The sequence below is a fragment of the Nonomuraea terrae genome (assembly GCF_044465245.1).
GTDB lineage: Bacteria > Actinomycetota > Actinomycetes > Streptosporangiales > Streptosporangiaceae > Nonomuraea > Nonomuraea terrae.
The window spans coordinates 135,432-150,554 of the sequence record NZ_JBITLL010000010.1 but is presented as its reverse complement, the minus strand read 5'-3'; the positions used below and the strand labels follow the sequence as shown (position 1 = coordinate 150,554).

Below are 15,123 nucleotides of genomic sequence, written 5' to 3'. Positions count from 1 at the left end.
GGCCAGTACGAGTCGATGCGGGCCACCCTGGAGAAGGACCACACGGCCGGCCAGGACGACGCGCTGCTCGACATCTACCGCAAGCTGCGGCCGGGTGAGCCGCCGACCAAGGAGTCGGCGCAGACCCTGCTGGAGAACCTCTACTTCAACCCCAAGCGGTACGACCTGGCGAAGGTGGGCCGCTACAAGATCAACAAGAAGCTCGGGGTCGACTCCGAGATCACCCAGGGCACGCTGACCGAGGACGACATCGTCGCCACGATCGAGTACATCGTGCGCCTGCACGCCGGCGAGGAGTCGATGCCGGGCGCCAACGGCGAGGTCATCGTCGAGGTGGACGACATCGACCACTTCGGCAACCGTCGCCTGCGCAGCGTCGGCGAGCTCATCCAGAACCAGGTCCGCCTGGGCCTGGCCCGCATGGAGCGCGTCGTGCGTGAGCGCATGACGACGCAGGACGTCGAGGCGATCACGCCGCAGACCCTGATCAACATCCGCCCGGTCGTGGCGTCGATCAAGGAGTTCTTCGGCACCTCGCAGCTGTCGCAGTTCATGGACCAGACCAACCCGCTGGCCGGCCTGACGCACAAGCGGCGTCTGTCCGCGCTGGGCCCCGGTGGTCTGTCGCGTGAGCGGGCCGGCTTCGAGGTCCGTGACGTGCACCCGTCCCACTACGGCCGGATGTGCCCGATCGAGACCCCGGAAGGCCCGAACATCGGCCTGATCGGCTCGCTGGCCACCTATGGCCGGATCAACGCGTTCGGCTTCGTCGAGACGCCGTACCGCAAGGTCGTCGAAGGCAAGGTGACCGACCAGATCGACTACCTGACCGCCGACGAGGAGGACCGCTTCGTCAAGGCGCAGGCCAACACCCCGCTGAACGCCGACGGGTCGTTCGCCGAGGCCCGCGTTCTCGTCCGCACCAAGGGCGGCGAGACCGAGCTCGCGCACGCCTCCGAGGTCGACTACATGGACGTCTCGCCGCGCCAGATGGTGTCGGTGGCCACGGCCATGATCCCGTTCCTCGAGCACGACGACGCCAACCGCGCGCTCATGGGCTCCAACATGCAGCGCCAGTCGGTGCCGCTGCTCAAGAGCGAGGCGCCGCTGGTCGGCACCGGCATGGAGTACCGTGCCGCGACCGACGCCGGCGATGTCATCAGCGCGGAGAAGGCCGGTGTGGTCGAGGAGGTCTCCGCCGACTACGTCACGGTCATGAACGACGACGGCACGCGGACGACGTACCGCGTGGCGAAGTTCAAGCGCTCCAACCAGGGCACGAGCTTCAACCAGAAGCCCATCGTGGCCGAGGGCGACCGGGTCGAGGTCAACCAGGTCATCGCCGACGGCCCCTGCACCGACAACGGTGAGATGGCGCTGGGCAAGAACCTCCTGGTGGCGTTCATGCCGTGGGAGGGTCACAACTACGAAGACGCGATCATCCTGTCCCAGCGGCTGGTCCAGGACGACGTCCTTTCCTCGATCCACATCGAGGAGCACGAGGTCGACGCCCGTGACACGAAGCTGGGCCCGGAGGAGATCACCCGCGACATCCCCAACGTCTCCGAGGAAGTCCTCGCCGACCTCGACGAGCGCGGCATCATCCGCATCGGCGCCGAGGTCGTGCCCGGGGACATCCTGGTCGGCAAGGTCACCCCGAAGGGTGAGACCGAGCTGACGCCGGAGGAGCGGCTGCTGCGCGCGATCTTCGGTGAGAAGGCCCGTGAGGTCCGCGACACCTCGCTGAAGGTGCCGCACGGCGAGCAGGGCAAGGTCATCGGTGTGCGCGTGTTCTCCCGTGAGGAGGGCGACGAGCTGCCGCCGGGGGTCAACGAGCTGGTCCGCGTCTACGTGGCGCAGAAGCGTAAGATCACCGACGGTGACAAGCTGGCCGGCCGGCACGGCAACAAGGGCGTCATCTCCAAGATCCTGCCGGTCGAGGACATGCCGTTCCTGGAGGACGGCACCCCGGTCGACATCATCCTCAACCCCCTCGGCGTGCCCGGCCGGATGAACGTCGGCCAGGTGCTGGAAACCCATCTGGGGTGGATCGCCGCCCGGGGCTGGGACATCTCCGGCGTCGAGGAGGCCTGGGCCGAACGGCTCCGGGACAAGGGCTTCGGGCAGGTCGAGCCGCGTACCAACGTGGCGACGCCGGTCTTCGACGGCGCCCACGAGGAGGAGATCGTCGGCCTGCTCAGCAGCACGATCGCCAACCGCGACGGCGACCGGATGGTCCAGCCCACGGGCAAGGCCCGCCTGTTCGACGGCCGCTCCGGCGAGCCGTTCCCGTACCCGATCGCGGTCGGCTACATCTACATCCTCAAGCTGCTCCACCTGGTCGACGACAAGATTCACGCTCGGTCGACCGGCCCGTACTCCATGATCACCCAGCAGCCGCTCGGCGGTAAGGCCCAGTTCGGTGGCCAGCGCTTCGGTGAGATGGAGGTGTGGGCGCTGGAGGCGTACGGCGCCGCCTACGCCCTGCAGGAGCTGCTGACCATCAAGTCCGACGACGTTCTCGGCCGGGTGAAGGTCTACGAGGCCATCGTCAAGGGCGAGAACATTCCCGAGCCGGGCATCCCCGAGTCCTTCAAGGTGCTCATCAAGGAGATGCAGTCGCTGTGCCTCAACGTCGAGGTGCTCTCCAGCGACGGCATGTCCATCGAGATGCGCGACACCGACGAGGACGTCTTCCGCGCGGCGGAGGAGCTCGGTATCGACCTGTCCCGGCGTGAGCCGAGCAGCGTGGAAGAAGTCTGAGGGGGAGATCGCACACAATGCTAGACGTCAACTTCTTCGACGAGCTTCGGATCGGGCTGGCGACGGCCGACGACATTCGTCAGTGGTCGCACGGCGAGGTCAAGAAGCCCGAGACGATCAACTACCGGACTCTCAAGCCGGAAAAGGACGGGCTCTTCTGCGAGAAGATCTTCGGCCCGACCCGCGACTGGGAGTGCTACTGCGGCAAGTACAAGCGGGTCCGCTTCAAGGGCATCATCTGTGAGCGTTGCGGCGTCGAGGTCACTCGCGCCAAGGTGCGTCGCGAGCGGATGGGCCACATCGAGCTGGCCGCGCCGGTCACGCACATCTGGTACTTCAAGGGCGTCCCGTCGCGCCTCGGCTACCTGCTCGACCTGGCCCCGAAGGACCTGGAGAAGGTCATCTACTTCGCGGCCTACATGATCACGCATGTCGACACCGAGCTGCGTGAGCGTGACCTGCCCTCGCTGGAGGCGAAGATCTCCGTCGAGCGGCAGCACATCGAGCAGCGCCGTGACGCCGACATCGAGGCCCGGCAGAAGAAGCTCGAGGCCGACCTGGCCGAGCTCGAGGCCGCCGGCGCCAAGGGCGACCAGCGCCGCAAGGTCCGTGAGGGCGCCGAGCGCGAGATGCGTCAGCTGCGCGACCGCGCCCAGCGCGAGCTCGACCGGCTCGACGAGGTCTGGACGCGGTTCAAGAACCTCAAGGTCCAGGACCTCGAGGGCGACGAGCTGCTCTACCGCGAGATGCGCGACCGCTTCGGCCGCTACTTCAAGGGCGGCATGGGCGCGCAGGCGATCCAGGAGCGCCTGGTGAGCTTCGACCTCGACGCCGAGGCCGAGAACCTGCGCGAGACCATTCGCAGCGGCAAGGGCCAGAAGAAGGCCCGCGCGCTCAAGCGGCTCAAGGTCGTGTCGGCGTTCCTCAACACGACCAACTCGCCGCGCGGCATGGTGCTCGACTGCATCCCGGTCATCCCGCCGGACCTGCGCCCGATGGTGCAGCTCGACGGTGGCCGGTTCGCGACCTCCGACCTCAACGACCTGTACCGCCGGGTCATCAACCGGAACAACCGCCTCAAGCGTCTGCTCGACCTCGGCGCGCCCGAGATCATCGTGAACAACGAGAAGCGGATGCTCCAGGAGGCCGTGGACGCGCTGTTCGACAACGGCCGCCGCGGTCGCCCGGTCACCGGTCCCGGCAACCGGCCGCTGAAGTCCCTCAGCGACATGCTGAAGGGTAAGCAGGGCCGCTTCCGCCAGAACCTGCTGGGCAAGCGCGTCGACTACTCCGGCCGTTCGGTCATCGTCGTCGGCCCGCAGCTCAAGCTGCACCAGTGCGGTCTGCCCAAGCAGATGGCGCTGGAGCTGTTCAAGCCGTTCGTGATGAAGAGGCTCGTGGACCTCAACCACGCGCAGAACATCAAGTCGGCCAAGCGGATGGTCGAGCGCGCCCGCCCTGTGGTGTGGGACGTGCTCGAAGAGGTCATCACCGAGCACCCGGTGCTGCTCAACCGTGCTCCGACGCTCCACCGTCTGGGCATCCAGGCGTTCGAGCCGCAGCTGGTCGAGGGCAAGGCCATCCAGATCCACCCGCTCGTCTGCACCGCGTTCAACGCGGACTTCGACGGCGACCAGATGGCCGTGCACCTGCCGCTGTCGGCTGAGGCCCAGGCCGAGGCACGCATCCTGATGCTCTCGACCAACAACATCCTCAAGCCGGCCGACGGCAAGCCCGTGACGATGCCCACCCAGGACATGGTCATCGGCCTCTACTGGCTGACGACCATGAAGGAGGGCGCGCGGGGCGAGGGCCGCGTGTTCGGCTCGATCGCCGAGGCGCAGATGGCCTTCGACCGCCGCGAGCTGGAGATCCAGGCCAAGATCCACATCCGGCTGAAGGACATCCTGCCGCCGCGTGAATGGGTCGCTCCCGAGGGCTGGGAGCCCGGTGACCCGATCCGGCTGGAGACCACGTTCGGGCGGTGCCTGTTCAACCAGACGCTGCCGGACAGCTACCCCTTCGTCGACTTCCAGGTCGGCAAGAAGCAGCTGTCGCAGATCGTGAACGAGCTGGCGGAGACGTACCCGAAGATCGAGGTGGCCGCGGCGCTCGACGCGCTCAAGGACGCCGGGTTCCGCTGGGCGACCCGCTCCGGTGTCACGATCTCGATCGAGGACGTCGTCGCGCCCCCGAACAAGACCGAGATCATGGAGAACTACGAGCGCCGGGCCGACAAGGTCCAGCGCGAGTACGAGCGCGGTCTGATCACCGACGAGGAGCGCCGCCAGGAGCTCATCGAGATCTGGACGCACGCGACGGCCGACGTCGAGACCGACATGGTCAACGCCTTCCCGGCGACCAACCCGGTCTGGATGATGGTCAACTCCGGCGCCCGCGGTAACAAGATGCAGGTCCGCCAGATCGCCGGCATCCGTGGCCTGGTGTCCAACACCAAGGGTGAGACGATCCCGCGTCCGATCAAGGCCTCGTTCCGCGAGGGCCTGTCGGTGCTGGAGTACTTCATCTCCACCCACGGTCAGCGGAAGGGTCTCGCCGACACCGCGCTGCGTACCGCCGACTCGGGTTACCTGACCCGTCGTCTGGTGGACGTGGCCCAGGACGTCATCGTGCGCGAGATCGACTGCGGCACCGACCGCGCGGTCCCGCTGCACGTGGCCGACCGCGACGCGACGGGCAACCTGGTCAAGGCGGAGAACGCCGAGTCCAACGTGCACGGCCGCATCCTCGCCGAGGACGTCGTGGTCGACGGCAAGGTCATCGTCCCCGAGGGCGTCGACATCAACGACATCCACGTGACGAAGCTGGTCGAGGCCGGCATCGAGACCGTGCGGACGCGCAGCGCGCTCGTCTGCGAGGCCAAGATCGGTGTCTGCGCGAAGTGCTACGGCCGTTCGCTGGCCACCGGCAAGCTCGTCGACGTCGGCGAGGCGGTCGGCATCATCGCCGCCCAGTCGATCGGTGAGCCCGGCACGCAGCTGACGATGCGGACGTTCCACACCGGTGGTGTGGCCGGCGCCGACATCACCCACGGTCTGCCGCGTGTCACGGAGCTGTTCGAGGCGCGCATCCCCAAGGGTGTCGCCCCGATCTCCGAGGCCGAGGGCCGGGTCCGGATCGACGAGACCGACAAGACCAGGAAGATCGTGATCGTCCCCGACGACGGGTCGGAGGAGATCGCCTACCCGGTCTCGATGCGCTCGCGCCTGCTCGTGCAGGAGAGCCAGCGGGTCACGGTCGGCCAGCAGCTGGTCGCCGGTGCGGTCAACCCCAACGAGGTGCTGCGCATCCTCGGCCCGCGGGCCGTGCAGCTGCACCTGGTGGCGGAGGTCCAGCAGGTCTACCGGTCGCAGGGTGTGTCGATCCACGACAAGCACATCGAGATCATCGTGCGGCAGATGCTCAAGCGCGTGAACGTGCTGGAGTCCGGTGACACCGACCTGCTGCCCGGCGAGCTCGTCGAGCGTCCGCGCTTCGAGCTGATGAACCGCGAGACCGTGGCCGAGAGCGGCCAGCCCGCCGCCGGCCGTCCGGTGCTCATGGGCATCACGAAGGCGTCGCTCGCCACCGAGTCGTGGCTGTCGGCGGCCTCCTTCCAGGAGACGACCAGGGTCCTGACGGACGCGGCGATCCACGCCAAGTCCGACTCGCTCCTGGGCCTGAAGGAGAACGTCATCATCGGTAAGCTCATCCCGGCCGGTACGGGCATGCCCCAGTACCGCAACATCCGGGTCGAGCCGACCGAGGAGGCCAAGGCCGCCATGTACACCGTCGGCGGTTACGACGGTTCGGCGGCCGACTACACCTTCGGCACCGGCAGCGGCGAGGCCGTTCCGCTGGAGGAGTACGACTTCGGCCAGTACAACCGGTGATCGCTTAGTCGCCTGTAGGTGACGCGCCCGGGTCTCTCGTCCGAGAGGCCCGGGCGCGCTGCTTTTTCCCGCCTCCCCGTTACGGCAGAGCCGGGCCGGCCCACCCGCCGCCCGTGGCTGAGGACCCTCCAGGGAGACGCCCACTGACCCCTTCACCGGCGGGCCGCCGTCACGCCGCCCCGTGGGCCCTCTCCGTGGCCGAAGCGGGCAGCGGGCCGCAGGGCTCTCCGATGGGGGGTTACGGGGATATGGCCGTGGGGACAAGGTATGGGGAAGGGCGCGTGGGGCAGCGGGAAACAGAGGGATGGGGAGCCGGCGGCGTTGTGGCCGGATCCGGCGCGGGCAGCCATGCCGGACAGGTATCATGGCGGCGGAGCTGTAGATGGGCTGGATGAAATAGGCCCCGGCGACCCGGAGTGGCAAGGCTGATCCGCTTTGTCGCGCCGTTTTGACGTGTCGCGTGGGCCTGGGTAGTCTTGAGCATCGTGCCCGACTTCTAGCGGGCTCTCGGCCGTGCGCTCATTACGGGTGCAGGACGGCTTCCTGGCTCGTAATCCTCGTGAACGTGCTGTGCGAGTAGCGCGACACGCCCGAGCGCGGGGGCGCCGAGACAAGAAAAACCAGCAGGTCATGACACCGGCAGTACCTGCGAAACGCAAGACCAATGAACGTAACACCGGCCAAGGCACGAAACGGAGTGGCAGTGCCCACTATTCAGCAGTTGGTCCGCAAGGGCCGGCAGGACAAGGTCTCCAAGACCAAGACTCCTGCCCTCAAGGGGAGCCCGCAGCGACGCGGCGTTTGCCAGCGCGTCTACACCACCACCCCGAAGAAGCCCAACTCGGCACTGCGCAAGGTGGCCCGCGTTCGGCTCACGAACGGCATCGAGGTCACGGCCTACATCCCCGGTGTGGGTCACAACCTCCAGGAGCACTCCATCGTGCTCGTGCGTGGCGGTCGTGTGAAGGACCTGCCTGGTGTTCGCTACAAGATCATCCGCGGTTCGCTCGACACCCAGGGTGTCCGCAACCGCAAGCAGGCCCGTAGCCGCTACGGCGCGAAGAAGGAGAAGAGCTAACAATGCCTCGTAAGGGTTCTCCTGGCCGTCGTCAGCTCATGGCTGACCCGGTTTACAGCTCGCCGCTGGTGACCGCCCTGATCAACAAGGTGCTTCTGGACGGCAAGCGCTCCATCGCGCAGTCGATCGTCTACGGCGCCCTCGAGGGCTGCAGGGAGAAGACGGGCAACGACCCGGTCGTCACCCTCAAGCGCGCGCTTGACAACGTCAAGCCGACCCTCGAGGTCCGCAGCCGTCGCGTCGGTGGTGCCACCTACCAGGTGCCGGTCGAGGTGCGCGCCGCGCGCAGCACCACCCTGGCCCTGCGCTGGCTGGTGCAGTACTCCCGCGCCCGCCGCGAGAAGACCATGACCGAGCGCCTCATGAACGAGCTCCTCGACGCCAGCAACGGCCTCGGGGCGAGCGTCAAGAAGCGCGAGGACACCCACAAGATGGCCGAGTCCAACAAGGCCTTCGCCCACTACCGCTGGTAATCCGGCGGGTTCGACGAGACGACGAGGACGCGAGAGAAGTGGCCACCACGACCGCTCTTGACCTGGCCAAGGTCCGCAACATCGGGATCATGGCCCATATCGACGCGGGCAAGACCACCACGACCGAGCGCATCCTGTTCTACACCGGCATCAACTACAAGATCGGTGAAGTCCACGAGGGCGCTGCCACGATGGACTGGATGGAGCAGGAGCAGGAGCGCGGCATCACGATCACGTCCGCCGCGACGACCTGTGAGTGGCTCGGTCACACCATCAACATCATCGACACCCCGGGTCACGTCGACTTCACCATCGAGGTGGAGCGTTCGCTTCGCGTCCTCGACGGTGCCGTCGCCGTGTTCGACGGTGTCGCGGGTGTCGAACCGCAGTCGGAGACGGTGTGGCGCCAGGCTGACCGCTACAACGTCCCGCGCATCTGCTTCGTGAACAAGATGGACCGGGTCGGCGCGGAGTTCCACCGCTGCGTCGACATGATGGTCAACCGCCTGGGGGCGACCCCGGCCGTCATTCAGCTCCCGCTGGGCGTCGAGGCCGACTTCAAGGGCGTCATCGACCTCATCACGATGAAGGCCCTGCTCTGGAGCGCCGAGGCGGCCAAGGGCGAGATGTACGACACTGTCGAGATCCCGGCCGACCACGCCGACGCCGCTCGCGAGTGGCGCGACCGGCTCATCGAAACCGTGGCCGAGAACGACGACGAGTTGATGGAGCTCTACCTCGAGGGCACCGAGCCCACCGAGGAGCAGCTGGTGGCGGCCATCCGCCGCGCCACGCTGGCCAGCGCCATCAACCCGGTGCTGTGCGGCACCGCGTTCAAGAACAAGGGTGTGCAGCCCCTGCTCGACGCGATCGTCGCCTACCTCCCCGCCCCGACCGACCTCAAGGCCTTCAAGGGCCACGCGGTCGGCAACGAGGAGAAGGTGATCGAGCGTCACGCGGACCCGGCCGAGCCGTTCTCCGCTCTGGCCTTCAAGATCGCCAGCGACCCGCACCTGGGCAAGCTCACCTACATCCGCATCTACTCGGGCACGCTCGAGACCGGTTCACAGGTCATCAACTCTGTGAAGGGGAAGAAGGAGCGGATCGGCAAGATCTACCAGATGCACGCCAACAAGCGCGAAGAGCGCCCCACGGCGATCGCCGGCCAGATCGTCGCCGTCATGGGTCTGAAGGACACCACGACCGGCGACACCCTCTCCGACCCGTCGAACCAGGTCGTGCTCGAGTCGATGACGTTCCCGGCTCCGGTGATCAACGTCGCCATCGAGCCGAAGACCAAGGGCGACCAGGAGAAGCTCTCGACCGCCATCCAGCGGCTGGCCGAGGAGGACCCGTCCTTCCAGGTCCGCCGCGACGAGGAGACCGGTCAGACGGTCATCTGGGGCATGGGCGAGCTTCACCTGGAGATCCTCGTCGACCGCATGCGTCGCGAGTTCAAGGTGGAGGCCAACGTGGGCCGCCCGCAGGTGGCCTACCGCGAGACCATCCGCCGCAAGGTGGAGAAGCTCGACTACACCCACAAGAAGCAGACCGGTGGTTCCGGTCAGTTCGCGCGGGTGATCATCAACCTCGAACCGCTGGGCGAAGGCAACGACGGCTACGAGTTCGAGAACAAGGTCACGGGTGGCCGCGTCCCGCGGGAGTACATCCCGTCGGTCGACGCGGGCGCCCAGGAGGCCGCCGAGTTCGGCGTGCTGGCCGGTTACCCGATGGTGGGCGTGAAGGTGACGCTGATCGACGGTGCCGCGCACGACGTCGACTCCTCGGAGATGGCCTTCAAGATCGCCGGCTCGATGGCCTTCAAGGAGGCCGCGCGCAAGGCGGACGCCGTGCTCCTCGAGCCGATGATGGCCGTCGAGGTCACCACGCCCGAGGACTACATGGGTGACGTCATCGGTGACCTCAACGGTCGCCGCGGGCAGATCCAGGCGATGGACGAGCGGGCCGGCGCCCGTGTCGTCCAGGCGCTCGTGCCGCTGTCTGAGATGTTCGGCTACGTGGGCGACCTGCGTAGCAAGACGCAGGGGCGCGCGAGCTACAGCATGCAGTTCGACTCCTACGCTGAGGTGCCTCCGGGCATCGCCAAGGAGATCGTCGCGAAGGCCCGGGGCGAATAGTTCCGGTCCGGTCCCGCACGGGGCCGGGCCAGGACGGCTGTCCTGGTCCCTGGTGGGGTGGTGAGAGCCACCCCACCGCCAAGGGGTTCGGGGGTTCCCGGGCCCGAGTGTGTAGACGAAAGTCAGTCAGATTCTCAAGGAGAGAACTAGTGGGTAAGGCCAAGTTCGAGCGGACCAAGCCGCACATGAACATCGGCACCATTGGGCACATCGACCACGGCAAGACCACGCTGACCGCGGCGATCACCAAGGTGCTCCACGACCGGTTTCCCGAGCTGAACCAGGCGACCCCGTTCGACAAGATCGACAAGGCGCCGGAGGAGAAGGCTCGTGGCATCACGATCTCCATCGCGCACGTCGAGTACCAGACGGAGAAGCGTCACTACGCTCACGTTGACTGCCCCGGCCACGCGGACTACGTCAAGAACATGATCACCGGTGCCGCTCAGATGGACGGCGCCATCCTGGTGGTCGCCGCGACTGACGGTCCGATGCCGCAGACGAAGGAGCACGTCCTCCTGGCCCGCCAGGTCGGCGTCCCCTACATCGTCGTGGCCCTCAACAAGTCCGACATGGTGGACGACGAGGAGATCCTGGAGCTCGTCGAGCTCGAGGTCCGTGAGCTCCTGTCCGCTCAGGAGTTCCCCGGCGACGACCTGCCGGTCGTCCGCGTCTCCGCGCTCAAGGCTCTTGAGGGCGACGAGAAGTGGGCCGACAGCATCATCGAGCTGATGAACGCCGTCGACGAGAACGTGCCCGAGCCGCCGCGTGAGACGGAGAAGCCGTTCCTCATGCCGGTCGAGGACGTCTTCTCGATCACCGGTCGCGGCACGGTCGTCACCGGTCGTATCGAGCGTGGCATCGTCAAGGTCAACGAGCAGGTCGACATCATCGGCATCAAGCCGGAGAAGACGACGACCACCGTCACCAGCATCGAGATGTTCAACAAGATGCTCGACGAGGGTCACGCCGGCGACAACGCCGCCCTGCTGCTCCGCGGCATCAAGCGCGACGACGTCGAGCGCGGCCAGTGCATCATCAAGCCGGGCACGACCACTCCGCACACCGAGTTCGAGGGCCAGGTCTACATCCTGTCCAAGGACGAGGGCGGCCGCCACACGCCGTTCTTCAACAACTACCGCCCGCAGTTCTACTTCCGTACGACTGACGTGACCGGTGTCGTGCACCTCCCCGAGGGCACCGAGATGGTCATGCCGGGCGACAACACCGAGATGCGCGTTGAGCTGATCCAGCCCATCGCCATGGAGGAAGGCCTCAAGTTCGCGATCCGTGAGGGTGGCCGCACCGTCGGCGCCGGTCGGGTCACGAAGATCATCAAGTAGCTAGACCGTCGGGGCGGCGGTCGGCCCCGCATCCGGGCCGACCGCCGAACCCTGTCAGGGCTCCACGCGAGCGCCGTGATCCAGCAGTTGCTTCGGCCAGGTGACCGAAGTCACTGCCGGATCACGGAAGAATAAGGCAGATCGTCAACGTCTGCCTCGTGGGGTCAACGCAGGCTTGGCCTGCATCAGCACAGCGGCAACAGGCCGCACGATACTTTTTCAGACGACAGCGAAGGACACCGAGGCCACTATGGCGGGACAGAAGATCCGCATTCGGCTCAAGGCCTATGACCACGAGGTCATCGATAGCTCGGCCAAGAAGATCGTCGAGACGGTGACGCGGACTGGCGCGAAGGTCGCGGGCCCGGTGCCGCTGCCGACCGAGAAGAACGTGTACTGCGTCATCCGCTCGCCGCACAAGTACAAGGACAGCCGCGAGCACTTCGAGATGCGCACGCACAAGCGGCTGATTGACATCATCGACCCGACCCCCAAGACGGTTGACTCGCTCATGCGGCTCGACCTCCCCGCGGGTGTCGACATTTCGATCAAGCTCTGAGGGAACGCACTGACATGGCTAAGACGATCAAGGGCGTCCTGGGCAAGAAGCTCGGCATGACCCAGGTCTTCGACGCGGACAACCGGATGATTCCGGTGACCGTGGTCGAGGCCGGTCCGTGCGTGGTGACCCGCGTCCGCACGCCCGAGAAGGACGGCTACTCCGCCATCCAGCTCGGCTTCGGGCAGGTCGACCCACGGAAGGTCAACAAGCCGCTCGGCGACTACCTGCGTAAGCACGACATCACCCCGCGCCGTTACTTCGCGGAGATCCGCACCGACGACGCGAACGACTACACCCTCGGCCAGGAGCTGCTGGCCGACACCTTCGAGGCCGGCCAGTTCGTCGACGTGACGGGCAAGAGCAAGGGCAAGGGCTTCGCCGGTGTCATGAAGCGGCACGGCTTCGGTGGTCTGGGCGCGTCGCACGGTACGCAGCGCAAGCACCGTTCGCCGGGTTCCATCGGTGGCTGCGCCACCCCGGGCCGCGTATTCAAGGGTCTGCGCATGGCTGGTCGGATGGGTAACGTCCGCACCACTGTGCAGAGCCTCAAGGTTCACGCCGTCGACGCCGAGAAGGGTCTCATCCTGATCAAGGGTGCGGTCCCCGGCGCCAACGGCAGCCTGGTCCTCGTCCGTACCGCTGCCAAGAAGGGGGCTGCCAAGTGAGCACCACTATTGACGTCCTCGACGCCAGCGGCGCGAAGGCCGGCACGGTTGACCTGCCCGAAGACATCTTCGGCGCCAAGGTCAACGTTCCGCTGATCCACCAGGTGGTCGTGGCCCAGCTCGCCGCTCGCCGGCAGGGCACCCACAAGGCCAAGACCCGCGGTGAGGTCTCCGGCGGCGGCAAGAAGCCGTACCGCCAGAAGGGCACCGGCCGCGCCCGCCAGGGTTCGACTCGTGCGCCGCAGTTCGCCGGCGGTGGCGTCGTCCACGGCCCCGTGCCGCGGGACTACTCCCAGCGCACGCCCAAGAAGATGAAGGCCGCCGCGCTGCGCGGCGCCCTGTCCGACCGGGCCGGTGGCGGACGCGTGCACGTGGTCAGCTCGCTGGTCACCGGCGAGACGCCCAAGACCAAGGCCGCCCTGGAGGCCCTGCGCAAGATCACCCAGGCTCCGCGCGTTCTCGTCGTGGTCGACGCGGACGACGAGCTGACCTGGATGAGCCTGCGCAACGCTCCCGAGGTCCACCTGCTGGACGCCGGGCAGCTCAACACCTACGACGTGCTCGTGCACGACGACGTGGTCTTCACCCAGGAGGCGTACGACCAGGTCGTGGCGCGGCTGACTGGCGGGAAGGAAGACGCCTGATGGAGAAGATCGCCGACCCGCGCGACATCATCATCAAGCCGGTCGTCTCTGAGAAGAGCTACGGCCTGATCGATGAGAACAACAAGTACACGTTCCTGGTGAAGACGACCGCGAACAAGACCCAGGTCAAGATCGCGGTCGAGCAGATCTTCGGGGTCAAGGTCACCAACGTGAACACCATCAACCGGCAGGGCAAGCGCAAGCGGACCCGTACCGGTTACGGCAAGCGTCCCGACACCAAGCGCGCCATCGTGAGCCTGGTCGAGGGCGATCGGATCGACATCTTCGGTCAGATCGGCTAGCAGCGCCATAGAACGGAGCGGGCCCGGCCGGGCCCGCGGGGGGAGACCGTCGCACTCCGGTGCGGCGGGCTCACCCATGTAACCGACGAAGGATGAACGAAAAAGATGGGCATCCGTAAGTACAAGCCGACGACTCCGGGTCGCCGCGGGTCGAGTGTCTCGGACTTCTCCGAGATCACCCGCAGCACGCCCGAGAAGTCGTTGCTTGCGCCCCTTCACAGCAAGGGCGGCCGCAACGTACACGGCCGAGTCACCGCCCGCCACCAGGGCGGCGGTCACAAGCGCGCCTACCGGATCATCGACTTCCGTAGGCATGACAAGGACGGCATTCCGGCCAAGGTCGCTCACATCGAGTACGACCCCAACCGCACCGCCAACATCGCTCTGCTCCACTACGCGGACGGCGAGAAGCGCTACATCATCGCGCCGACCGGCCTCAAGCAGGGCGACCGAATCGAGAACGGCCCCGCTGCCGACATCAAGCCGGGCAACTGCCTGCCGCTGCGCAACATCCCGACCGGTACCTTCATCCACGCGGTGGAGCTCCGTCCGGGCGGCGGCGCCAAGCTCGGCCGTTCCGCGGGCGCTCAGATCCAGCTGCTCGCCAAGGAAGGCCAGTACGCCACCCTGCGTATGCCGTCCGGTGAAATGCGCATGGTCGACGTGCGCTGCCGGGCGACGGTCGGCCAGGTCGGCAACGCCGAGCAGGCCAACATCAACTGGGGCAAGGCCGGCCGTATGCGGTGGAAGGGCAAGCGCCCGACCGTCCGCGGTGTCGCGATGAACCCCGTCGACCACCCGCATGGTGGTGGTGAGGGCAAGACCTCCGGTGGTCGCCACCCGGTGAACCCGAAGGGTAAGCCCGAGGGCCGCACCCGCCAGGCCAACAAGTCCAGCGACCGGCTGATCATCCGTCGTCGGAGCAAGAGGAAGAAGCGGTAGGAGCAGCCGAAATGCCACGTAGCCTTAAGAAGGGTCCCTTCGTGGACGACCACCTTCAGAAGAAGGTCGACGTCCAGAACGAGAAGGGCACCAAAACCGTCATCAAGACGTGGTCGCGGCGCTCCATGATCGTTCCCGACATGCTCGGGCACACGATCGCCGTGCACGACGGCCGCAAGCACGTCCCGGTGTTCATCACCGAGTCGATGATCGGCCACAAGCTCGGAGAGTTCGCCCCCACGCGGACGTTCCGCAGCCACGTCAAGGAAGACCGGCGCAGCCGGCGATAGACGCCTTCAGAAGCATTCAGAGGAGTAAGC

12 protein-coding genes are annotated in these 15,123 nt (G+C 66.7%); all 12 read left to right on the top strand.

Annotated features, from left to right (window positions below; genetic code table 11):
* Positions 1 to 2,763: DNA-directed RNA polymerase subunit beta (gene rpoB / locus ACIBP6_RS46120; RefSeq protein ID WP_397061496.1), on the top strand; the 2,763-nt coding region annotated here is incomplete at its 5' end.
* A 17-nt stretch (positions 2,764 to 2,780) separates the two neighbouring features.
* The gene (locus ACIBP6_RS46115; protein ID WP_397061494.1) at positions 2,781 to 6,656 is read left to right on the top strand and encodes a DNA-directed RNA polymerase subunit beta'; all 3,876 of its coding nucleotides are present in this window, start codon (positions 2,781 to 2,783) and stop codon (positions 6,654 to 6,656) included.
* Between the two features lie 703 nt (positions 6,657 to 7,359).
* Positions 7,360 to 7,734, top strand: coding sequence for a 30S ribosomal protein S12 (gene rpsL, locus ACIBP6_RS46110; protein WP_020542315.1), 375 nt, complete (start codon positions 7,360 to 7,362; stop codon positions 7,732 to 7,734).
* Between the two features lie 2 nt (positions 7,735 to 7,736).
* Positions 7,737 to 8,207, top strand: a complete 471-nt coding sequence (gene rpsG / locus ACIBP6_RS46105; RefSeq protein WP_020542314.1) for a 30S ribosomal protein S7 — start codon at positions 7,737 to 7,739, stop codon at positions 8,205 to 8,207.
* Positions 8,208 to 8,296: 89 nt separating this feature from the next.
* Positions 8,297 to 10,345 (top strand): elongation factor G, encoded by a 2,049-nt coding sequence (gene fusA / locus ACIBP6_RS46100; protein ID WP_397061504.1) that lies wholly within the window; start codon positions 8,297 to 8,299, stop codon positions 10,343 to 10,345.
* Positions 10,346 to 10,494: 149 nt separating this feature from the next.
* Positions 10,495 to 11,688, top strand: a complete 1,194-nt coding sequence (gene tuf, locus ACIBP6_RS46095; RefSeq protein ID WP_132617238.1) for an elongation factor Tu — start codon at positions 10,495 to 10,497, stop codon at positions 11,686 to 11,688.
* Between the two features lie 250 nt (positions 11,689 to 11,938).
* Complete coding sequence (gene rpsJ / locus ACIBP6_RS46090; RefSeq protein ID WP_012887830.1) at positions 11,939 to 12,247, top strand: 30S ribosomal protein S10; 309 nt, start codon at positions 11,939 to 11,941, stop codon at positions 12,245 to 12,247.
* A 14-nt stretch (positions 12,248 to 12,261) separates the two neighbouring features.
* Complete coding sequence (gene rplC, locus ACIBP6_RS46085; RefSeq protein WP_132617240.1) at positions 12,262 to 12,915, top strand: 50S ribosomal protein L3; 654 nt, start codon at positions 12,262 to 12,264, stop codon at positions 12,913 to 12,915.
* Entirely contained in the window at positions 12,912 to 13,559 is a 648-nt protein-coding gene (rplD, locus tag ACIBP6_RS46080; protein WP_397061491.1) for a 50S ribosomal protein L4, read from the top strand. Before rplC ends, rplD begins: the two co-directional genes overlap by 4 nt.
* Positions 13,559 to 13,861, top strand: a complete 303-nt coding sequence (gene rplW / locus ACIBP6_RS46075; protein ID WP_397061489.1) for a 50S ribosomal protein L23 — start codon at positions 13,559 to 13,561, stop codon at positions 13,859 to 13,861. Before rplD ends, rplW begins: the two co-directional genes overlap by 1 nt.
* Before the next feature lie 105 nt (positions 13,862 to 13,966).
* A complete protein-coding gene (rplB, locus tag ACIBP6_RS46070; RefSeq protein WP_111180890.1) occupies positions 13,967 to 14,803 on the top strand; it encodes a 50S ribosomal protein L2 in 837 nt (278 codons plus the stop codon).
* An 11-nt stretch (positions 14,804 to 14,814) separates the two neighbouring features.
* Positions 14,815 to 15,093, top strand: coding sequence for a 30S ribosomal protein S19 (gene rpsS, locus ACIBP6_RS46065; RefSeq protein ID WP_132617246.1), 279 nt, complete (start codon positions 14,815 to 14,817; stop codon positions 15,091 to 15,093).
* The last annotated feature ends 30 nt before the right edge of the window (positions 15,094 to 15,123 follow it).